The following is a 19,897-nucleotide window of genomic DNA, read 5'->3' on the forward strand; positions in this document are numbered from 1 at the left end:
TCGAGACGGGGCCCTGCTGCCTTGTCGGCTGGCGGGTCACTTACCGCCGGCGAGCTTCTCCCGCAGAGCGGCGAGGGCCTCGTCGGTGGCCAGGGTGCCGGCCGGCTCCTCGGCCTGGCGGCTGGGGGCCGCGCTGGTCGTGGTGGTGGTGCCGGTGGGGGCGGGCTGCGGGTTGGCAGCGGCCTCGGCCTCGGCGGCCCGAGAGGTCTGCACCTGCTTCTGGTGCGCCTCCCAGCGCTGCCGCGCCTCGGCGTACTGGTTCTCCCAGGTCTCGCGCTGCTTGTCGTACCCCTCGAGCCACTCGCCCGTCTCCGGGTCGAAGCCCTCCGGGTAGATGTAGTTGCCCTCGGCGTCGTAGGTCGCGGCCATGCCGTAGAGGGTCGGGTCGAAGTGCTCCTCGCCCTCGACGAAGCCCTCGTTGGCCTGCTTGAGCGACAGCGAGATCCGGCGGCGCTCCAGGTCGATGTCGATGACCTTGACCATGACCTCGGAGCCGACCTGCACGACCTGCTCCGGGATCTCCACGTGGCGCTCGGCCAGCTCGGAGATGTGGACCAGGCCCTCGATGCCGTCGTCCACCCGGACGAAGGCGCCGAACGGCACCAGCTTGGTGACCTTACCCGGCACGATCTGCTGGATCGCGTGGGTGCGGGCGAACTGCCGCCACGGGTCCTCCTGGGTCGCCTTCAGCGACAGCGAGACCCGCTCGCGGTCCAGGTCGACGTCCAGGACCTCGACCTCGACCTCCTGGCCCACCTCGACGACCTCGGAGGGGTGGTCGATGTGCTTCCAGGACAGCTCGGAGACGTGCACCAGGCCGTCCACGCCGCCCAGGTCGACGAAGGCGCCGAAGTTGACGATCGAGGAGACGACGCCCTTGCGGACCTGCCCCTTCTGCAGCTTGTTGAGGAACTCCGTGCGCACCTCGGACTGCGTCTGCTCCAGCCAGGCCCGGCGGGACAGGACCACGTTGTTGCGGTTCTTGTCCAGCTCAATGATCTTGGCTTCGAGCTCGCGGCCGACGTACGGCTGGAGGTCGCGCACCCGCCGCATCTCGACCAGGGAGGCCGGCAGGAAGCCGCGCAGCCCGATGTCGAGGATGAGGCCACCCTTGACCACCTCGATGACCGAGCCGCGGACGACACCGTCCTCGTCCTTGATCTTCTCGATCGTGCCCCAGGCCCGCTCGTACTGCGCCCGCTTCTTGGAGAGGATCAGCCGCCCCTCCTTGTCCTCCTTCTGGAGGACCAGGGCCTCGATGTGGTCACCGACCGTGACGACCTCTGCCGGGTCCACATCGTGCTTGATCGACAACTCACGAGAGGGGATGACGCCCTCGGTCTTGTAGCCGATGTCGAGCAGGACCTCGTCCCGGTCGACCTTGACGACGGTGCCTTCGACAATGTCGCCGTCGTTGAAGTACTTGATGGTCTCGTCGATCGCGGCGAGGAAAGCTTCCTCGGAGCCGAGGTCGTCGACGGTGACCTTGGTGGCGCTCGAGGGGGCCTCGATGCTGCTCGTCATGTGGGCGGTTGCTCCGGTCGGATGTGTGTCACAGCAGGCGGTTGTCGCGGTGACCTGTGCGCGCCAACGGATCCGTCGGCGGGCCCACCCAAAAATCGCGTAACGAGTTCTTGATGTGGCTCCGTCGACCGCGCACCTGCTCCCTGCCGAGGCACACGATCCGCGAGCGCATCCAATACCCTACCCGCTGCATTACCACAGCGTGCAAGCCCTCCCGTCTCCTCATCACCGCACCACCCGCGAAAGCGGAGATTTCGCCCGGAGGGCCCCAGCCGGCACCGGGCCGCCCCGAGCCCGCGTACCCCAGGGGCCTAGCGTGAACGGGTGGACGACGACAACCGGGTGACCCGGCGCCGGGTGGACGACACCGAGGCGCGCCGCGCCAACCGCCACTGGTGGGACGCCGACGCCGACGCCTACCAGGCCGAACACGGACACTTCCTCGGCGAGGTGGACTTCGTCTGGTGCCCGGAGGGGCTGCGCGAGGCCGAGGCCCGGCTCCTCGGCGAGGTGGCCGGACGCCGGGTGCTGGAGGTCGGCTGCGGAGCCGCCTCGTGCGCCCGCTGGCTGGCCACCGAGGGCGCCTGGCCGGTAGCCGTGGACCTCTCCGCCGGCATGTTGCGCCACGCCGTCCAGGCCGCCGAGCGCACCGGGGTACGCGTACCCCTGGCCCAGGTCGACGCCATGGCGCTGCCCTTCCGCGACGCCAGCTTCGACCTCGCCTGCACCGCCTTCGGCGCGGTGCCCTTCGTCGCCGACTCGGCGGCCCTGATGCGCGAGGTGCACCGGGTGCTGCGCCCCGGGGGTCGTTGGGTCTTCTCGGTCACCCACCCGATGCGCTGGATCTTTCTGGACGACCCGGGCGAGGGCGGGCTGACCGCGGTGCACTCGTACTTCGACACCCGCCCGTACGTGGAACAGGACGAGCAGGGCGCGGCCAGCTACGTGGAGCAGCACCGCACTCTCGGCGACCGGGTCCGCGAGCTGGTCGGGGCCGGGTTCCGGCTGCTGGACCTGGTGGAACCGGAGTGGCCGGAGGGACACGAGGGGATCTGGGGGCAGTGGAGCCCGCTGCGGGGCCGCCTCTTCCCCGGCACCGCCATCTTCGTCAGCGAGAAACCCGCCGACTGAACGGGCCAGACCGCACTCCTGGTGCGACCTGGAGGGCCTTCAGCGGCGGTACGCTCCCCTCATGAGCGCCGAGCCCATCCCGACATCACCTGGCCCCTGGTGTCCGGATCCGATGCGGCAGCAGCGTGCCGACTACACGCTGGAGGACCTGCTCGCCCTGCCGGACGACGCCCCCCGTGTCGAACTCGTCGACGGAGTCATCCACGTGACACCCTCCCCCACCCTGGGCCACCAGAACATCTCGTTCCTACTGACCTCGTGGCTGCACTCCCACGCTCCGGCCCAGTTGCGCGCCACCCAGGCGGTCGGGGTAGCTCTCAGCCACAACACCAGCCGGCAACCGGACGTGGTGCTGTACCGCGCCGGACTGCCAGCTGAGCGGTCCCGGCTCCGGCCTGCGGACGTGGTCCTGGCCGTGGAGATCGTCTCGCCGGGCACCCGGCGGGTCGCCCGGTTCGCCAAGCCGGGCGAGTACGCCGCCGCCGGCATCCCGTTCTACTGGCGCATCGAGCAGGACCCGGTGCATCTGTACGCGTACCGGCTCGGTGACCGGATCGGGCCGGGCGGTGAGCGGCAGTACGAACTCGCCGCGGACAGCGCCGACCTGATCGAGCTGACCGAGCCCTTCGACATCAAACTGCCGATCGCCGAGATCGTCCCGTAGCCCGTACCATCTGGTCGTTTTCCTCCGGCGACCTCGGGTAACCCGGCGGCATGGCCGACACGGAGTTCCGCACCGGCGACCATGTCTCCTGGGCCAGCCACAGCGGCCGGGCGTACGGGGTCGTCAAGGAGAAGCTCACCGAACGCACCCACGTCCGAGGACACCCGGTGAACGCCTCCCCGGAGGACCCGCAGTACCGGATCACCAACGACGACTCGGGCAGAGATGTCGCCCACCGGCCGGAGGTGTTGCGTCGTGAGCGGTCGTGACGATCCCGACCAGACCTACCGGGAGTTCACCGAGGCGGTGAACATGAAGCCCGGTGAGCTGTCCACCTGGTTGGAGACCGAGGAGTCCAAACAGGTCGGTTGGCACAAGGGCGGCGGCGAGTCGGTCGGCCACCAGTCCGGCCGGAGGATCATCGACCTGCTGCGACGCAAACGCGACCAGCTCACCGAGGCGGACTACAAACACATGCGCAAGGTCGTCGGGTACGTCCGGCGCCACATGGCCCAACGGCCCAGCGGCGACGTACGGGCGACCCGGTGGCGCTACTCCCTGATGAACTGGGGCCACGACCCGGTCAAGGCCAAACTGCCGCCGCCCGGCGGCCCCTCCCGCAAGGCCCTCCAACGGCACGGGGCTCCGCCGAAGGCCCGCCGGCCCCGACCGGCCTGACGACTGACGGGCAGGCGGGAACTCCTCGACGGCGCCACCGGCCGCTGATCCCTCGACCTCACCGAGCCGGTCGCCGACGCGCACTTGACCTTGCCGCTGACGGCAGGGTCGCAGGATCGACGGCATGAACGATGTGCAGCGCAGAGTCGTCGTCGTCACCGGTGCCGGCACCGGCATCGGCCGCGCCACCGCCCGAGGGTTCAGCGCCGACGGCGCCCAGGTGCTGGCGGTCGGCCGCCGAAGCGCGCCGCTCGCCGACACCGCTACCGGTCACCCGCTGATCACCCCGTTGGCCGTCGACGTGACCGCGGCCGACGCACCCCGCCGGGTGATCGACGCCGCTCTGGACCGGTACGGCCGGTTGGACGTGCTGGTCAACAACGCGGGGATCGCCGCTGCCGGCCCGCTAGCGGAACTGGACGAGGCAGCGACCCACGCCCAGTTCGCCACCAACCTGCTAGCCCCGGCCCGCCTGACCCACGCCGCCCTCGGCGCGTTAGCCGCGAGCCGAGGCGTGATCGTCAACGTCACCACGGCGGTCGGTCAGCGAGCCTGGCCGGGTGCTTCGATGTACGCCGCCGGCAAGGCCGCCCTGGACTCGCTGACCCGCAGTTGGGCGGTGGAACTGGCGCCGCGCGGCATCCGGGTGGTCGCGGTTGCGCCCGGCGCGATCGACACGCCCATCGGCGAACATCAGGGGCTCTCCCCGCAACAGCGCGCGGCGCTGCGGCGCTGGCAGATCGACCGTACGCCGCTGGGCCGCCTCGGAACTCCCGAGGAGGTGGCCTGGGCCATCGGGCGACTCTGTGAGCCGGCGGCGGGCTTCCTCACCGGGGTGGTGCTGCCGGTCGACGGCGGGGCGGTCATCGGCTGACCGGCCCGCCCGGTCGGCGGCTGCTCAGCTGTCGAACCAGACCACCAGCCGTACGTTGTCGCCGCCATGCCGTTCGGCGAGATCGCGCATGGTGTCGAAGAGCGCGCGCAACTGCGGATCGACACGCAACACGTCTGCCGGCCGGAGCCGCTCCACCCGCCACATCCGATCGTCGGCGCGCCACTGCGTACCCTCCGGATAACTGCTGCCCCTGGGGTCGGCGTGTTCGCCGGCCACCGCCCGCCAGGCATGCCCGTGGTGGCCGGCCTTGCCGATGAACCGCGGACCTTCGCTGGTCAGCTCGTACTCGTGGATCCGGTCGTCAACGCGGGGCGCCAGGGCATTCCAGTCGATGCGGGCCAACTCGGTCCAGGTCACCCACGTGTGATCGTGCGTGCCGTCGTACCGGAGAGCAAGCAGGTCCGGGCCGGCGTCCTCCGGCAGGCCCCTATCGGGGGCAACGGGTTCGAACCCGGCGTGGTTCCGTACCCCGAACAGCAGCCCGAAGGCATCGTAGTGACGAGGTAGGTCCTCCAGACTGAGGTCGGTCAGCAGCCATGGTGAACCCGGACCGTACGGGCGAACCTCCACCCCACCTGCGATATCGGTGCCCATGCCAGCTCGCCTTCCCGCACAGGACCCGCAACGGTGCCCGATTGCGCCCCGTGCTCCCCCGCCTCGGGCACCGAGGACGATATACGTCAGTCCCGATAGGCTCGCTCTTCTCCGCCGGCTTCGCCCGTCGCGGGCTCAGCCAGCGGGGCGGGCTCAGCCAGCGGGGCGGGCTCAGCCAGCGGGGCGGACTCAGCCAGCGGGGCGGACTCAGCCAGCGGGGCGGACTCAGCCGGCAGGTCGGCGGGATGGCACGAAAGGCGTCGACGGATGCGGATCGGGGAACTGGCCAGGGCCACCGGCAGCACCCCTAGGGCGTTGCGCCACTACGAGCAGCACGGTCTGATCGAATCGCGCCGCTCCGCCAACGGCTACCGGTGGTACGACGCGAGCACCGTGACCCGGGTCCGGAACATCCGGCACCTGCTCGCCGCCGGGCTGACCCTCCAGGATGTCGACTTCTTCCTGCCCTGTCTGGACGGGGACGTGACCACGGCTCCGCCGTCACCCGCCGGCCTCCAGGTGGCCCGGGCCCGGCTCGCCGCCCTCGATGCCCGACTCGCAAAACAGCACACCATCCGCGACCGCCTCGCCGCTGCCCTCGAAGACGTCGGATAGTCCCTCTCGGGTGACCCCGTCACCGACCCACCACCGGTGACCAGGTCGGGGTTGCGGGGCAGCCCGGCCCGCGCAGGGATCAAGCCAGACCGCCCGGAGCGGGTCGGGCTGCCCGGAACCCCCACCCCGCCCGCAGCGGATCAGTGGTCGGCGCTGTTCCAGTCGCGGCCCTCGCCGACGGAGACCTCCAGGGGTACGGAGAGCGGGTAGGCCCCGCCCATCTCGCGGCGGACCAGCTCTTCCAGGGTCTCCCGCTCCCCCGGCGCCACCTCGAAGACCAGTTCGTCGTGCACCTGGAGCAGCATCCGGGACCGCAGCCCGGCGTCGCGCAGGGCGGTGTCGACATGCAGCATGGCGACCTTGATGATGTCGGCCGCCGAGCCCTGGATCGGGGCGTTGAGGGCCATCCGCTCGGCCATCTCCCGGCGCTGCCGGTTGTCGCTGACCAGGTCGGGCAGGTAGCGGCGGCGGCCCAGGATGGTGGAGGTGTAGCCGTCCTGGCGGGCCCGGGCGACCACCTCCTGCAGGTAGTCGCGGACCCCACCGAACCCGGCGAAGTAGACCTCCATCAGCCCGCGCGCCTCCTCGGCGGTGATGCCGAGCTGCTGGGACAGGCCGAAGGCGCTCAGCCCGTACGCCAGGCCGTAGTTCATGGCTTTGATCTTGCGCCGCTGGTCCGGGGTGACCTCGGCGACCGCCACCTCGAAGACCGAGGAGGCGGTGGCCGCGTGGAAGTCGTGCCCGGAGTTGAACGCCTCGATCAGCGCCTCGTCACCGGAGAGATGCGCCATGATCCGCATCTCGATCTGGCTGTAGTCGGCGGTGAGCAGGCACTCGTACCCCTCCCCCACCACGAAGGCGCGGCGAATGCGCCGTCCCTCCTCGGTGCGGATGGGGATGTTCTGCAGGTTGGGCTCGGTGGAGGAGAGCCGACCGGTGGCGGCCACCGTCTGGTTGAAGGTGGTGTGGATGCGCCCGTCGTCGGAGACCGACTTGAGTAGACCGTCCACCGTCGACTTGAGTCGGGCCACGTCCCGGTGGCGCAGCAGGTGGTGCAGCAGGGGATGCTCGGTCTGGGCGTAGAGCCACTGCAGCGCGTCGGCGTCGGTGGTGTAACCCGTCTTGATCTTCTTGGTCTTGGGCAGGTTCAGCTCGCCGAAGAGGATCTCCTGGAGCTGCTTGGGCGAGCCCAGGTTGAACTCCCGATCGATCACCCCGTACGCCCCCTGGGCGGCGGCCTTCACCTCGGCGGCGAAGTGCGCCTCCAGCTCGGACAGGTAGTCGGTGTCCGCGGCGATGCCGACGCGCTCCATGCCGGCCAGCACCCGCATCAACGGCAGCTCCACCTCGGCCATCAACCGGGCGGACTGCTCCCCGTCGCGGGACAGCTCGGTGTCGATCGCGTCGGCCAGGTCCAGGGTGGCCCGGGCGTGCAGCATGAGGTTCTGCTCGGCCTGGCCGTTCGGGCCCAGCCCGTCGAGGGTGAGCTGGCCGTCCTCCGGGGCGTCGACCCGCAGCTCGCGGTGCAGGTAGCGCAGAGCCAGGTCGGTCAGGTCGTAGGAGCGCTGGTCGGGGCGGGCCAGGTAGGCCGCGATCTGGGTGTCCCGGGCGATGCCGGCCAGGGACCAGCCGCGCGCGGTGAAGGCCAGCACGGCCGGCTTGCTGTCGTGCAGCACCTTGGGGCGGGTCTCGTCGGCCAGCCACCCGGCCAGGGCCGCCTCGTCGGCAGGGTCGAGGGTGCTCGGGTCGCACCAGGCCGCCGCGCCGTCGGCGGTGGCCAGGGCCAGGCCGGTGATGGTGGCGGTGTGCCGCCGGTTCGGGCCGGTGTCCAGCTTGACCGCCAACCCGACCGGGGTGCCCGGCGACGCGTGGGTCTCCAGCCAGCCGGTCAGCGCACCGGGCGCGGCGAGCACCTCACCGGTCAGGTCGAAGCCCGCCTCGGCCTCCGGCTCGACGGCGTCGAGGTACTGGTAGAGCCGGTCCCGCAGGATGCGGAACTGAAGGGTGTCGAAGACCTGGTGTACGGCCTCCCGGTCCCACCCCTGCCAGCGGGCGTCCTCGGGGCGGATCGGCAGGTCCAGGTCGGCGACCAGGCAGTTGATCTCGTAGTTGCGGATCACGTCGGCGAGCCGCTCCCGCAGGCTCTCACCGGCCTTGCCCTTGATCTCGTCGGCGCGGGCGATGATGCCCTCCACCCCGCCGTAGGTGTTGATCCACTTGGCGGCGGTCTTCGGGCCGACACCGGGCACCCCCGGCAGGTTGTCACTGGTCTCCCCGACCAGGGCGGCCAGATCCCGGTAGCGGCCGGGGCCGACACCGTACTTCGCCTCGACCGCGGCCGGATCCATCCGGGCCAGGTCGGAGACGCCCTTGCGGGGGTAGAGCACCGTGATCTGCTCGTCGACGAGTTGGAAGGCGTCCCGGTCGCCGGTGGAGATCAGCACCGGGATGCCCTGGTCGCGGGCCTGGCAGGCCAGGGTGGCGATGATGTCGTCGGCCTCGTAGCCCTCCTTCTCCACCACCGGGATCCGCAGCGCCGCGAGAACCTCCTTGACCAGGCTGACCTGGCCCTTGAAGTCGGTCGGGGTCTCGCTGCGGCCGGCCTTGTACTCCGCGTACTTCTCCGTGCGGAAGGAGCGGCGGGACACGTCGAAGGCGACCACGATGTGGGTGGGCTGCTCGTCCCGCAGCACGTTGATCAGCATCGAGGTGAAGCCGTACACCGCGTTGGTCGGCTGCCCCGTCGTGGTGGAGAAGTTCTCCACCGGCAGGGCGAAGAAGGCCCGGTATGCCAGGGAGTGTCCGTCGACGAGAAGCAGGCGCGGCGTCGTAGCTGTCACGCCAGCGACTCTAACCCCCACCCCCGACACCCCCACCCACCCCACCACCCCCACCCCGTCCGACCCGGGTTGATCATGAGGTTAGCGGCAGCTTGGAGATCAACTACTGCCGCCAACCTCATGATCAACGCAGGTCAAGAGGGTGGGTGGGGGGTGGGGGGGTGGGTGGTGGGTTAGAGGACCTTGGCTAGGAAGGTTTTGGTGCGGTCGTGTTTCGGGTTGGCGATTACTTCGCGGGGGTTGCCCTGCTCGACCACTACGCCGCCGTCCATGAAGACCAGGGAGTCGCCCACCTCGCGGGCGAAGCCGATCTCGTGGGTCACCACGATCATCGTCATGCCGTCGCGGGCCAGGTCCTTCATCACGTCCAGGACCTCGCCCACCAGTTCCGGGTCCAGGGCGCTGGTCGGCTCGTCGAAGAGCATCAGCTTGGGCTGCATGGCCAGGGCGCGGGCGATGGCCACCCGCTGCTGCTGACCGCCGGAGAGTTGGCTCGGGTAGTTGCCCAGCTTGTCACCGAGGCCGACCCGCTCCAGCAGTGCCACCGCCCGGTCGCGGACCTCGGCCCGCTTCTCCTTGCGCACCAGCAGGGGTGCCTCGGTGACGTTCTCCAGGGCGGTCTTGTGCGGGAACAGGTTGAACCGCTGGAACACCATGCCGATGGCGCGGCGCTGGGCGGCGACCTCCTTCTCCCGCATCTCGTGCAGCTTGCCGCCGCGCTGCCGGTAGCCGATCAGGTCGCCGTCCACCCAGATCCGACCGGCGTTGATCTTTTCCAGGTGATTGATGCAGCGCAGGAAGGTCGACTTGCCCGAACCGGAGGGCCCGAGCAGGCAGCACACCTCCCCGGCGCGTACCTCAAGGTCGATGCCCTTGAGCACCTCGATCGAGCCGAACGACTTGTGCACCTGTTCGGCTCGTACCATCGGCCCGGACTCGGAGGCCGGGACGCCGGACTGGGCCGGCACGCTCGCCTGCGTCATACGCCCCCTGCCCCTCCGGTGGCGCCGCCGCCACCGACCGCCATGCCCCGCAGCCGGACCTTGGCCTGACCGGCGCGACCACTGCCCCTGGCGAAGTGTCGCTCCAGGTAGTACTGCCCGACCAGCAGCACACTGCTCAGTAGCAGGTACCACAGGGTCGCCGCGACCAGCATCGGGAAGACCTGGAAGGTCCGGCTACCGACGGCTCTCAGCTGGAAGAACAGTTCGGTGGAGACCGGCACGAAGGCCACCAGCGAGGTGTCCTTGAGCATCGCGATGGTCTCGTTGCCGGTCGGCGGGACGATCACCCGCATGGCCTGCGGCAGGACGATCCGGCGCAGGATCTGCCCCTGGGTCATGCCCAGCGCCTGGGCGGCCTCGGTCTGTCCCTCGTCGACCGACTGGATGCCGGCCCGGACGATCTCCGCCATGTAGGCGGCCTCGGACAGGCCGAGCGCCAACATGCCGGCGACGAAACCGGTGAGCAGATCCGTCGCCGAGAAGCCGAACAGTCGCGCCTCGAAGTCCTGCACCCCGAACAGCGCGCCGATCTGCCGGTCGAAGGGCAACCCGAACTCGATCCGGGCCCAGAGGATGCCCAGGTTGCCGAAGAGGATCGCCAGCACCAGCCGGGGCACCGCCCGGAAGAACCAGGTGTACGCCCAGGCCACGCCGCGCAGGATCGGATTCCCGGACAGTCGCATGATGGCGAGGACGACGCCCAGCACGATGCCGATCAGCATGGAGGTCACCAGCAGCGCGAGGCTGCCACGGACACCAGCCATGATCGGCGGCCGGAACATGTTGTCGACCATGAACGACCAGTTGAACGCCTCGTTCGTCACCAGCAGGTGCACGAACATGGCGACCAGCACCCCGATCACGGCGACGGCTACCCACCGCCCGGGATGCCGCACGGGCACGGCCTGGATGGGTTCCGGCCGTGCCCGTTCGGGTGAATCGGTGTCGACTGACATGTCAGCTGGCGGGGTTCAGTTCCGACGTGGTGATGGCCCCACCCTCGACGCCCCACTTCTCCAGGGCCGCCTTGTAGCTGCCGTCGGCGATGACCGCCTGCACGGCCTCCTTCAGCACCTCGGCGAAGGCGGCCTGGTCCTTGGGGACCGCGTAGCCGTACGGCGCCGACTCGTAGATGTCGCCGAGCACCTCCAGCTGGCCGTTGCTCTGCTTCACCGCGTACGCCCCGACCGGCGAGTCGGCCAGCATGGCGTCGTTCTTGCCGCTGACCACGGCGGCCGTCGCATCGCTCTGCGCCTGGTACTGATCGATGGTGATCTCCGGCTTCCCGGCGTCGGTGCACGCCTTCGACCGGGCGGTGATGTCGTCGAGCTGCACGGTGCCGACCTGCACGGCGATCTTCTTGCCGCAGGCGTTGTCCGGGTCCACCTGGGCCGGGTTACCGGCCTTGGTGGCCCACTGGGTGCCGGCGGAGAAGTAGCTCACCATGTTCACCGACTGCAACCGCTCGGCGTTGATGGTGAACGAGGAGACCCCGATCTCGTACTTGCCGGACTGCACGCCCGGCAGGATCGCGTCGAACGGCGCCGACTCGTACTCCGCCTTCAGGCCCAGCTTCTGCGCCACCGCGTTGAACAGCTCCACGTCGAAGCCGATCACGGTCTGACCGTCGGTGTCCAGGAACTCCGCCGGGGCGTACGTCGCGTCGGTGCCGACCTTGATCACACCATCGGCCTTGATCGCGTCGGGCACCTTGGCGGCGAGATCGTTGTCCGGCGCCGCGCTCACCGACGGACCGGAACCGGGCTCGTCGGAGCTCTCCTGCTCGCCGCAGGCCGCCATCGAGAGGGTGAGCAGCGCCGCACCGGCGACACCGATGACAGCCCGGCGACGACCCTTGAGGTTGAACATGTCGTACTCCTTGCGAAGAGGGGTGACGGCCGTTCAGGCCACGCCGAGGTAGGCCTCTTTGACCGACGGGTCGTGCAGCAGGTCGGCGCCGGTGCCTTCCTTGACGATCCGGCCGGTCTCCAGCACGTACGCGCGATGCGCCCGAGCCAGAGCCTGTTGTGCGTTCTGCTCCACCAGCAGGATCGTGGTGCCCTGCTGGTTGATCTCCGTGATGATGCTGAAGATCTGCTGGATCAGCATCGGCGCCAGACCCATCGACGGCTCGTCGAGCAGCAGCAGCTTGGGTCGGCTCATCAGGGCCCGGCCCACCGCCAGCATCTGCTGCTCACCCCCGGAGAGGGTGCCACCGACCTGCTTACGCCGCTCGGCCAGCCGGGGGAACAGCTCCAGCACCTTGGCCAGATCCTTGGCCACCTCGCTGCGGTCCCGGCGGGTGTAGGCACCCATGTCCAGGTTCTCCATCACCGTCATGCCGGGGAAGATGCCCCGGCCCTCGGGTGCCTGGCACAGCCCACGCCGCACCCGCAGGTCGGCCCGGAGCTTGCTGATGTCCTCACCGTTGAACATGATCCGCCCGGAGGCGATCGGCCGGATGCCGGAGACGGCCCGCATCGTGGTGGACTTGCCGGCGCCGTTGGCACCGATCAGGGCCACGATCTCGCCCTCGTTGACGGTCAGGCTGATGCCGTGCAGCGCCTTGATCCGCCCATAGAGCAGACTGACGTCCTCGATCTCAAGCAGCGTCGTCATCCGGCACCCCCAGGTAGGCCGCGATCACCCGGTGATCCTCACGCACCTCGGCGGGGAGCCCATCAGCGATCTTCTTTCCGAACTCCAGCACCACGATCCGGTCGGTCACACCCATGACCAGACGCATGTCGTGCTCGATGAGCAGCACGGTGACGCCCTGGTCCCGGATCTTGCGGATGAGCTGGAGCAGCTCCTCCTTCTCCGCCGGGTTGAAGCCGGCAGCCGGCTCATCCAGGCAGAGCAGTACCGGGTCGGTGGCCAGTGCCCGGGCGATCTCCAGCCGACGCTGCTCGCCGTACGACAGGTTGCGGGCGGCGTCGTGCATCCGGTGCGGGATACCGACGAAGTCCAGCAGCCGCTCGGCCTTCTCCAGCCCGTCGCGTTCCTCCCGGCGGTGCCGGGGCAACCGGAACAGCGCGGACAGCACGCTGGTCTTGTGGTGCGCGTCCGCGCCGACCTGGATGTTCTCCAGCGCGGTCATCTCCGGGAACAGGCGAATGTTCTGGAACGTCCGCGCCATGCCCATCTTGGTGATCTGGTGCTTCTTCTTGCCGGTGATCCGCTCGCCCCGGAACCGGATCTCACCCTCGGAGGGCTGGTAGATGCCGGTCATCGCGTTGAAGCAGGTGGTCTTGCCGGCACCGTTGGGGCCGATCAGCCCGAGAATCTCACCCTTGTAGAGGGTGAAGTTCACGTCGTTGAGGGCCACCACGCCGCCGAAACGCAGCGTGACGTGGTCGACCTCCAGCAACGGCTCCCGCTTGGCGGTGGACTCCACCGCCGGGGCGCCGGCCTGCTCAGGAACGGTCGGCTTCTGCACGGTCTCACCCACCGACGATCACCTCCTTGCGACGATCCTTGAACTCCGCCGCCCGTCGTCGGTTCGGTATCAGTCCCTGCGGCCGGAAGATCATCATGACCACCAGCACCAGGCCGAAGAACATGAACCGGTACTCGTACAGCTCGATGCCGAAGAACTCGATGCCGCGGAACCGCTCGATCATGTACGCCACCAGGCCACCACCGACGATCGCGCCGACGATGTTGCCCGAGCCGCCGAGAATGACCGCGGCCAGGATGATGATCGAGTTGAGCAGCTCCAGGTTCTGCGAGCTGACGAAGTTCTGCTTGCCGGCGAAGAGCGCCCCCGCCAGACCACCGATGAACGCACCCGAGGCGAACGCCCAGAGCTTGAACTTGAACGTCGGCACACCCATCAGCTGCGCCGCGTCCTCGTCCTCCCGGATCGAGATCCAGGCCCGGCCGACCCGGCTGCGGTTGAGGTTCCGCACCCCGAGGACCACCAGGATGATCAGGGTGAGCACCAGCCAGTAGTACGGCCGAGGGTCCAGCACACCGAAGATCGGCTTGCCGTCGGAGTAGCTGCCCGGCGGGTGCGGGATCTGGTTGAAGCCCCGCTGTCCCTTGAGGAACTCGGAACTGGTCGCCGCCACCCGGATCATCTCGGCGAAGCCGAGGGTCACGATGGCCAGGTAGTCGCCCCGCAGCCGCAGGGTCGGGGTACCCAGCATCACGCCGGAGATCATGGTGAGCACGAGCGCCACCGGCAGGGCCAACAGCCACGGCCAGAGGCTCTTGAGATCACTGCTCGGCGAGGTCAGCACCGCCACCGTGTACGCGCCGACGGCGAAGAAGCCGAAGTAGCCGAGGTCGAGCAGGCCGGCGAAACCGACCACGATGTTCAACCCGACCGCGAGCAGCACGTAGATGGAGATGGTGAAGAGCACCTGCCCGAAGTTCGACCCGGTGGTCGGGATCGGCCCGAGCCACTGGTAGAACTCCCGGTTCGGCAGAGCGTAGAAGAAGACGATCACTGCCGCGATGACAGCCCACCGCATCCAGCGGGGCGCGTTGTGCCAGCGCTCACCCACCGCCTGGCGACCTGAGTAGATCCATTCCCTCACGCTTGTCATGCGCGGGCCCTCCCCAACGACTCGCCCAGCAGACCGGTCGGCCGGAACATCAGCAGCACGACCAGGACGACGAAGGCGACCAGGTCCTTCCAGTTCGCGCCGAACAGGGCCGACGCGTAGTTCTCGACCAGGCCGAGCAGCAGTCCGCCGACCAGCGCACCGCGCAGGTTGCCGATGCCGCCCAGGACCGCCGCGGTGAACGCCTTCAGCCCGAGCAGGAAGCCGACGCTGTAGGTCAGGGTGCCGATCCGAATGTCGTAGAGCATCCCGGCGACACCGGCCATCACACCACCGATGATGAAGACCACCAGGATGATCCGGTCCTTGTTGATGCCCATCAGCGCCGCGGTGTTCTGGTCCTGCGCGACCGCGCGGATGCCCCGACCGATACGGCTGCGGTTGATGAACAGGTCCAGCGCCACCATCATCGCCAGCGCCGAGACGATGACCAGCACCTGCACCATGGTCACTTCCGTACCGGCGACCTCGAACAGCACGAGGTCGGGCCGCACGATCGTGGGCGCACCGACCGGAAGCCGCCGGGTGTAGATACCGAACGCCTCGGCGATCGCGATCGAGGCGCCGATCGCGGTGATCAGGAAGGCCAGCGGTGGGGCGTTGCGCTTACGCAACGGCCGGTACGCCACCCGTTCGACCACCGTCGCGGTAGCAGCGGACGCCGCCGCCGCTATCAGTGCACCGACCAGAAGATAAAGCAGGATCGAGCCGAAGCCGGTGGCTACCGAGTCACGACCCAGACCGAGTGCGGCCCAACCCCAGATGGCGGCGAAGGCGCCGGCGATGAAGACCTCGGAGTGAGCGAAGTTGATGAGTCTCAGCACGCCGTAGACCAGCGTGTAACCCAGCGCGACGAGGGCATAGATGGCGCCCACCGTCAGCCCGGTTATCGTATATCCCCCGAAATCGGAGAATAGGGCGTTGAAGTTCAAGGAAGGGCACTCCGTACAGGAAGGGGAGACAGTGAAGGTGCGGCCGGGAAAGGTGCTCCCCGGCCGCACCCCACGATCACAGCGGAACCGTTACGGGACCGGTCAGGCCTTCGGGACCTCCTGGTCCGGAACAACCTTGCCGCCCACGACCTTGTACGCCCAGACCTTCACCTGAGCCGGGTCGAGCTCACCGGTCTCGGTGAACTTGTAGCTCGCCGCGACACCCTCGCCGCTGTAGCCCTTCACGAACTCCAGCATCTTGGTGCGGGTGGTGTTACCGGCCTTGATACCGGCGAGCAGGATGTTCGCCGCGTCGAAGGCGGTGTCGCTGTAGGTGCCCGGGTCGCTGCCGTTGAGGGCCTTGAAGTCCTCGACGAAGCTGCCGCGCGCCTCGGTGGCCGGCTGGCAGGGGCAGGTGAGGATGGTGCCCTCAGCCGCCGCCGCACCGGCGCCCTCGATGTAGGCGGCGTCGTTGACGCCGTCACCGGCGACCAGGACGGCGTTGACGCCGGCAGCGGTGAGCTGCTTGCGGATCAGGCCGGCCTCCTGGTAGTAGCCGCCGTAGAAGATCGCGGTCGCGCCCGAGGACCGGACCTTGGTGACGGTCGCCGAGAAGTCGTTCTGCTTGCCGTCGCCCTGGACCTTGTCGCTGTCGACGACCGCGGCGCCGAGGACCTTCTTGACCTCGTCGGCCAGACCGGCGCCGTACGCGGACTGGTCGTCGATGACGAAGACCTTCTCGGCCTTCAGCACGTCCTTGATGTACCGACCGGCGGCCGGGCCCTGGCTGAAGTCGCTACCGACCGCCCGGAAGAAGGTCTTCCAGCCCTGGTCGGCCAGGCTCGGCCGGGTCGCCGACGGGGTGATGTGGACCAGCTCGGCCTCGGAGAACAGCGGGTTCGCGGCCTCGGACTCACCCGAGAACGCCGGACCGACGATACCGAGGATCTTGGTGTCGTCGATCGCCTGCTGGGCCAGACCCGGCGCCTGCTCCGGGTTACCCTGAGAGTCCAGCGGCACCAGGGTCACCTGGCAGTCCGCGTTCTCCTTGTTGTACTTGTCGACGGCGAGCTTGACGCCACCGTTCATGTTGATGCCCAGCGCCGCGTTCGGGCCGGTCAGCGCGCCGAAGAAGGCGATCTTGCTGCCGCAGCCGTCGGCGCTGGCCTCGTCGGTTCCACTGTCAGACTTGCAGGCGGCCGTACCGCCAAGGGCGAGCGCGGCGATCGCCACCCCACCGACCAAACGTGCGAGCTTCTGCCTCAAGGCCCGAACCCTCCTCAGTCCCATGGCCCGAACCACCCGCTACCAATTGGCCATTGCGGGGGCGGACGAACCAGACCGTCGTCGCCGGTCTGGGGCCGGACGTTATCCCACCGTGCAGGCGTGACGTAAGACCCGGAAGGGGCCGTTGACCGAACCGTTACACGCCGTGGCGGATAGGGTGCGATCGCTGTAAGAGGGCACCGTTGATTGATCAGCTCCGAGGCTGTTTCACCTTCGTTTTATCGGCAAGACCCACTGCTTGGTGATCTTCCTTCAGCGGCCCGCCGAAAGGTGTGCCCACCAGGCGCGTGACCCGCCTCCCGCGTCCGCAAACACCATAAGCCGACCTGGTTCCAGCGCCACCACCAGCGCCGTCTCCCCCGACGGCACCGCAATCGGCAGGGCGACCGGACCCCACGACCCACCACCATCGTCCGACCACCACAGACGGTGACCATCAGCGTCGATGGTCACCGCCACCACCCCGTCGGCCGAGGCCACCAACGCACGCACCGATCCCGCCCCCCGACCACCCGCACCGAAGCCGCCAACCCACCGCCAACCCGCCGAACCCCACTCCCATGCCCCGAAGCCATCACGAACCGGGCCGACCGCCAACGCCGCACCGCCCACAGTGACCACTCGCTGGGCCTGGCCCGGACCCTCCACACCGGGCAGTCGCACCCGCCGCCACACCCGCCCGTCCGGCGAACTCCAGGCCACCGGCACCGCACCGGGCACCAGCACCGCACCCACCGCCAGCCAACCCGAGGGCACCGCCACCGCGTCGTACGCCACCGTCCGGCCCCGGTCGTCACTGGCCAGCTCCGGCAACCCCTCGTGCACCGCGAAGCGCTCCCCGTCCGGCGAACTCCACACCGCCGCCCCGGTCACCCGGGCTCCCACCAGCAACCAACCCAGCGGCCCGACCGCCACCCGGGAGACACTCACCGCCCGAGGCCCGCCGAACAACTCGAACCCCGCCGCCGTCTCGCGCAACACCCCGTCGGGATGCAAGAGCCAACTGGCCACCCGCGGATTGCCGTGCGCGCCCCCGCTGGCCGCGCCCAGGGCCACCAACCGGGCCTCCCGGCAGGCCACCGCGTAGAGCAGGTGCCGGGCACCGTACACACTTGAGGACACCAGCCGGACCGGTGACCAGACCGAGGTGTCCATCGTGGTCCAGGCGGCCGGGACCCTCCGCCCCGCCGCATCGACGACCGCACCGACGGCGTACCAGCGCCCGCCGCAGACGGTCGCGTCCCGCACCAGCACCCGGCCGGCTTCGGAACTCGTCGGCAGGACGACCGCCTGCCAGGCCGGGCGCAGCGGCTCCGGCGGCGCGGGCGGGGCATCCGAGGGCGAGCAGCCGGCCACCGCCACCACGACGGCGGCGACGACCGCACTGCACCGCCGGATCGCCACGGCCCGATGCTATATCGACGCCGACCGCTAGCCGTGCCCGTCGAGCAACCGACTCAGGGAGCCGGCTGGGTCACCTCACCACCGGCGGTCTCGGCGAGGATCCGCTCGGAGACCTCCTTCATGGTCATCCGGTGATCCATCGCCGTACGCTGAATCCACTTGAAGGCCTGGGGCTCGGTCATGTTGTAGGTGGTCATCAGCGCGCCCTTGGCCCGCTCGACGGTCTTGCGGACCTCCAACCGGTCCGTCAGCCCGGCGACCTCGGACTCCAGGGCGGCGATCTCCGAGTAGCGGGACAGGGCGATCTCCACCGCGGGCACCAGGTCACTCTTCTGGAAGGGCTTGACCAGGTAGGCCATCGCACCGGCGGCCCGCGCCCGCTCGACCAGATCCCGCTGGCTGAAGGCGGTCAGAATGATCACCGGAGCGATGCGGGCCCCGGCGATCCGCTCGGCGGCGGCCAGCCCATCCATGATCGGCATCTTGATGTCGAGGATCACCAGATCGGGCTTGAGCTCCTCGGCCAGCCGGACGGCGGTCTCGCCGTCACCGGCCTCCCCGACCACCTCGTAGCCTTCCTCGGCCAGCATCTCGGCCAGGTCCAGCCGGATCAGTGCCTCGTCCTCGGCGATCAGTACCCGCCTGCGCGCGGCATCCGTCTGCGTCTCGGCCACGAGCCACTCCCACCAGTCTGAGCCCTGACACCCGCGGTACCGGGTGTCGCCGTCCCTAGCGTAGTGGGTACCCTGTTGGTCGACGCGACAGGCGTTGAGCAGATTGTCCCCGTATTCCAATCGGTAGAGAAACGGAGCTCAAACCTCCGACAGTGTGGGTTCGAATCCCACCGGGGACACCAGAAATGTCGCACGGACCTCCGATGATGGCGGCGTGCACCCTCCTGACCTGCAGACCAAGGCGCGGGCGATGCATCAGGCCGGCGCCACCGTCGCCGAGGTCGCCCGCCGGCTCGGTCTGCCCTACGCCACCGTGCGCCAATGGTGCCGGAGTCAGGCCGTACCAAAGACACTGGTCAGCGCCTTTCGTTGCTTCCGGTGCCGGGCCGGGGTCGAGATACCGACCGCGTACGCCTATCTGCTCGGTCTCTACCTCGGCGACGGCCACCTAGCCACCTCCGTACGCGTGCCGGTGCTGCGGATCGCGTGCAGCAACGCCTGGCCGGGGCTGATCGAGGCCTGCGAGACGGCCATGCTCCAGGTGCTGGCCAGCAGGGTGCAGCGGGTGCCGCAGCCGGGCTGCGTCAGGGTGCAGAGCTACGGCACACACTGGCCCTGTCTGCTGCCGCAGCACGGCCCCGGTAAGAAACACGAACGAATGATCGCTCTCGACGGCTGGCAGGAGCACCTCGTCACCCTGATGCCGGGCGACTTTCTGCGAGGACTCTTCCACTCCGACGGCTGCCGGGTCTCGAACCGGGTCACCGTCAGAGGGCGGCGGTACGCCTATCCCCGCTACATGTTCGTCAATGAGTCCGCCGACATCATGGGCCTGTGCCAGTGGGCGCTGGACCTGCTCGGCATCGCCTGGAGGATGAACCGCCGCAACAGCCTCTCGGTGGCCCGACGGGAGGCGGTCGCCGCCCTGGACCGCCATGTCGGCCCCAAGTCGTGGGGGGCCCGGGGGGGGGGGGGCGGCGGGGCGGGGGCGGGGGGGGGCCCCGCGCGGGGGGGGGGGGGGGGGGGCCGGGGGGCCGGGGGGCGGGGGGGGGGGCGGGGGGGCCCCCGCGGGGGCCCCGGCCGG

Annotated in this window: 20 protein-coding genes and 1 tRNA gene; 8 read left to right on the forward strand and 13 right to left on the reverse strand. The window is 69.4% G+C overall.

Annotation, left to right across the window (positions count from 1 at the left end):
• Positions 1-36 precede the first annotated feature (36 nt).
• A complete protein-coding gene (rpsA, locus tag ACGFIK_RS07440) occupies positions 37-1,524 on the reverse strand; it encodes a 30S ribosomal protein S1 (RefSeq protein WP_327024948.1) in 1,488 nt (495 codons plus the stop codon).
• A 324-nt stretch (positions 1,525-1,848) separates the two neighbouring features.
• Here rpsA and ACGFIK_RS07445 point away from each other — a divergent pair, with 324 nt between their 5' ends.
• The 5 genes from ACGFIK_RS07445 (at position 1,849) to ACGFIK_RS07465 (ending at position 4,871) form a co-directional block, all read left to right on the forward strand.
• Positions 1,849-2,655, forward strand: coding sequence for a class I SAM-dependent methyltransferase (locus ACGFIK_RS07445; protein ID WP_327024947.1), 807 nt, complete (start codon positions 1,849-1,851; stop codon positions 2,653-2,655).
• A 61-nt stretch (positions 2,656-2,716) separates the two neighbouring features.
• Positions 2,717-3,319: a Uma2 family endonuclease gene (locus tag ACGFIK_RS07450; protein WP_327024946.1), complete on the forward strand. Its 603-nt coding sequence runs from the start codon at positions 2,717-2,719 to the stop codon at positions 3,317-3,319.
• Positions 3,320-3,369: 50 nt separating this feature from the next.
• On the forward strand, positions 3,370-3,588 hold the full coding sequence (locus tag ACGFIK_RS07455) for a DUF2945 domain-containing protein (RefSeq protein WP_327024945.1): 219 nt from the start codon (positions 3,370-3,372) through the stop codon (positions 3,586-3,588).
• Positions 3,575-3,997 (forward strand): DUF3140 domain-containing protein, encoded by a 423-nt coding sequence (locus ACGFIK_RS07460; protein ID WP_327024944.1) that lies wholly within the window; start codon positions 3,575-3,577, stop codon positions 3,995-3,997. Before ACGFIK_RS07455 ends, ACGFIK_RS07460 begins: the two co-directional genes overlap by 14 nt.
• 124 nt (positions 3,998-4,121) lie before the next feature.
• A complete protein-coding gene (locus tag ACGFIK_RS07465) occupies positions 4,122-4,871 on the forward strand; it encodes an SDR family oxidoreductase (protein WP_327024943.1) in 750 nt (249 codons plus the stop codon).
• A gap of 24 nt (positions 4,872-4,895) precedes the next feature.
• On the opposite strand, the gene ACGFIK_RS07470 is transcribed toward ACGFIK_RS07465, so the two are convergent.
• Positions 4,896-5,486 carry a hypothetical protein gene (locus tag ACGFIK_RS07470; RefSeq protein WP_327024942.1) on the reverse strand — a complete coding sequence of 197 codons (591 nt, stop codon included), beginning with the start codon at positions 5,484-5,486 and terminating at the stop codon, positions 4,896-4,898.
• Positions 5,487-5,753: 267 nt separating this feature from the next.
• Between ACGFIK_RS07470 and ACGFIK_RS07475 the strand changes: the two genes are divergently transcribed.
• Positions 5,754-6,101 (forward strand): MerR family transcriptional regulator, encoded by a 348-nt coding sequence (locus ACGFIK_RS07475; RefSeq protein WP_327024941.1) that lies wholly within the window; start codon positions 5,754-5,756, stop codon positions 6,099-6,101.
• Positions 6,102-6,241: 140 nt separating this feature from the next.
• Here the strand turns inward: ACGFIK_RS07475 and polA are convergent, their stop codons facing one another.
• The 11 genes from polA to ACGFIK_RS07530 all read right to left on the reverse strand — a co-directional run bounded on the left by polA (position 6,242) and on the right by ACGFIK_RS07530 (position 18,813).
• Positions 6,242-8,941: a DNA polymerase I gene (gene polA, locus ACGFIK_RS07480; protein ID WP_327024940.1), complete on the reverse strand. Its 2,700-nt coding sequence runs from the start codon at positions 8,939-8,941 to the stop codon at positions 6,242-6,244.
• A gap of 173 nt (positions 8,942-9,114) precedes the next feature.
• Positions 9,115-9,867, reverse strand: a complete 753-nt coding sequence (locus ACGFIK_RS07485; protein ID WP_393338554.1) for an amino acid ABC transporter ATP-binding protein — start codon at positions 9,865-9,867, stop codon at positions 9,115-9,117.
• A 53-nt stretch (positions 9,868-9,920) separates the two neighbouring features.
• Entirely contained in the window at positions 9,921-10,901 is a 981-nt protein-coding gene (locus ACGFIK_RS07490) for an amino acid ABC transporter permease (protein ID WP_327024938.1), read from the reverse strand.
• A gap of 1 nt (position 10,902) precedes the next feature.
• On the reverse strand, positions 10,903-11,814 hold the full coding sequence (locus ACGFIK_RS07495; RefSeq protein ID WP_357529799.1) for an ABC transporter substrate-binding protein: 912 nt from the start codon (positions 11,812-11,814) through the stop codon (positions 10,903-10,905).
• A 33-nt stretch (positions 11,815-11,847) separates the two neighbouring features.
• A complete protein-coding gene (locus ACGFIK_RS07500; protein ID WP_327024936.1) occupies positions 11,848-12,564 on the reverse strand; it encodes an ABC transporter ATP-binding protein in 717 nt (238 codons plus the stop codon).
• A complete protein-coding gene (locus tag ACGFIK_RS07505) occupies positions 12,548-13,396 on the reverse strand; it encodes an ABC transporter ATP-binding protein (protein ID WP_393338275.1) in 849 nt (282 codons plus the stop codon). The genes ACGFIK_RS07500 and ACGFIK_RS07505 overlap by 17 nt, the downstream gene beginning before the upstream one ends.
• Complete coding sequence (locus ACGFIK_RS07510; RefSeq protein WP_327024935.1) at positions 13,389-14,498, reverse strand: branched-chain amino acid ABC transporter permease; 1,110 nt, start codon at positions 14,496-14,498, stop codon at positions 13,389-13,391. The genes ACGFIK_RS07505 and ACGFIK_RS07510 overlap by 8 nt, the downstream gene beginning before the upstream one ends.
• A complete protein-coding gene (locus ACGFIK_RS07515) occupies positions 14,495-15,448 on the reverse strand; it encodes a branched-chain amino acid ABC transporter permease (RefSeq protein WP_327024934.1) in 954 nt (317 codons plus the stop codon). Before ACGFIK_RS07515 ends, ACGFIK_RS07510 begins: the two co-directional genes overlap by 4 nt.
• Positions 15,449-15,550: 102 nt before the next feature.
• Entirely contained in the window at positions 15,551-16,714 is a 1,164-nt protein-coding gene (locus tag ACGFIK_RS07520; RefSeq protein ID WP_327024933.1) for a branched-chain amino acid ABC transporter substrate-binding protein, read from the reverse strand.
• A gap of 273 nt (positions 16,715-16,987) precedes the next feature.
• Positions 16,988-18,139, reverse strand: coding sequence for a hypothetical protein (locus ACGFIK_RS07525; RefSeq protein ID WP_327024932.1), 1,152 nt, complete (start codon positions 18,137-18,139; stop codon positions 16,988-16,990).
• 53 nt (positions 18,140-18,192) lie between these two features.
• Complete coding sequence (locus tag ACGFIK_RS07530; RefSeq protein ID WP_327024931.1) at positions 18,193-18,813, reverse strand: response regulator; 621 nt, start codon at positions 18,811-18,813, stop codon at positions 18,193-18,195.
• A gap of 105 nt (positions 18,814-18,918) precedes the next feature.
• Between ACGFIK_RS07530 and ACGFIK_RS07535 the strand changes: the two genes are divergently transcribed.
• Positions 18,919-18,995: transfer RNA gene (locus ACGFIK_RS07535), tRNA-Leu, on the forward strand.
• A gap of 32 nt (positions 18,996-19,027) precedes the next feature.
• Positions 19,028-19,897, forward strand: an 870-nt coding sequence (locus ACGFIK_RS07540) for a hypothetical protein (protein WP_393338278.1), incomplete at its 3' end; no start/stop codon positions are given.

The sequence above is a fragment of the Micromonospora sp. NPDC048871 genome (genome assembly GCF_043198155.1).
Lineage (GTDB): Bacteria > Actinomycetota > Actinomycetes > Mycobacteriales > Micromonosporaceae > Micromonospora.

Bases quoted from the DNA above. Each gene is read 5' to 3' on its own strand.
- rpsA (WP_327024948.1), bottom strand. From the start codon at position 1,524: ATGACGAGCAGCATCGAGGCCCCCTCGAGCGCCACCAAGGTCACCGTC.
- ACGFIK_RS07450 (WP_327024946.1), top strand. From the start codon at position 2,717: ATGAGCGCCGAGCCCATCCCGACATCACCTGGCCCCTGGTGTCCGGAT.
- ACGFIK_RS07455 (WP_327024945.1), top strand. From the start codon at position 3,370: ATGGCCGACACGGAGTTCCGCACCGGCGACCATGTCTCCTGGGCCAGC.
- ACGFIK_RS07465 (WP_327024943.1), top strand. From the start codon at position 4,122: ATGAACGATGTGCAGCGCAGAGTCGTCGTCGTCACCGGTGCCGGCACC.
- ACGFIK_RS07470 (WP_327024942.1), bottom strand. From the start codon at position 5,486: ATGGGCACCGATATCGCAGGTGGGGTGGAGGTTCGCCCGTACGGTCCG.
- ACGFIK_RS07475 (WP_327024941.1), top strand. From the start codon at position 5,754: ATGCGGATCGGGGAACTGGCCAGGGCCACCGGCAGCACCCCTAGGGCG.
- ACGFIK_RS07485 (WP_393338554.1), bottom strand. From the start codon at position 9,867: ATGGTACGAGCCGAACAGGTGCACAAGTCGTTCGGCTCGATCGAGGTG.
- ACGFIK_RS07490 (WP_327024938.1), bottom strand. From the start codon at position 10,901: ATGTCAGTCGACACCGATTCACCCGAACGGGCACGGCCGGAACCCATC.
- ACGFIK_RS07495 (WP_357529799.1), bottom strand. From the start codon at position 11,814: ATGTTCAACCTCAAGGGTCGTCGCCGGGCTGTCATCGGTGTCGCCGGT.
- ACGFIK_RS07500 (WP_327024936.1), bottom strand. From the start codon at position 12,564: ATGACGACGCTGCTTGAGATCGAGGACGTCAGTCTGCTCTATGGGCGG.
- ACGFIK_RS07510 (WP_327024935.1), bottom strand. From the start codon at position 14,498: ATGACAAGCGTGAGGGAATGGATCTACTCAGGTCGCCAGGCGGTGGGT.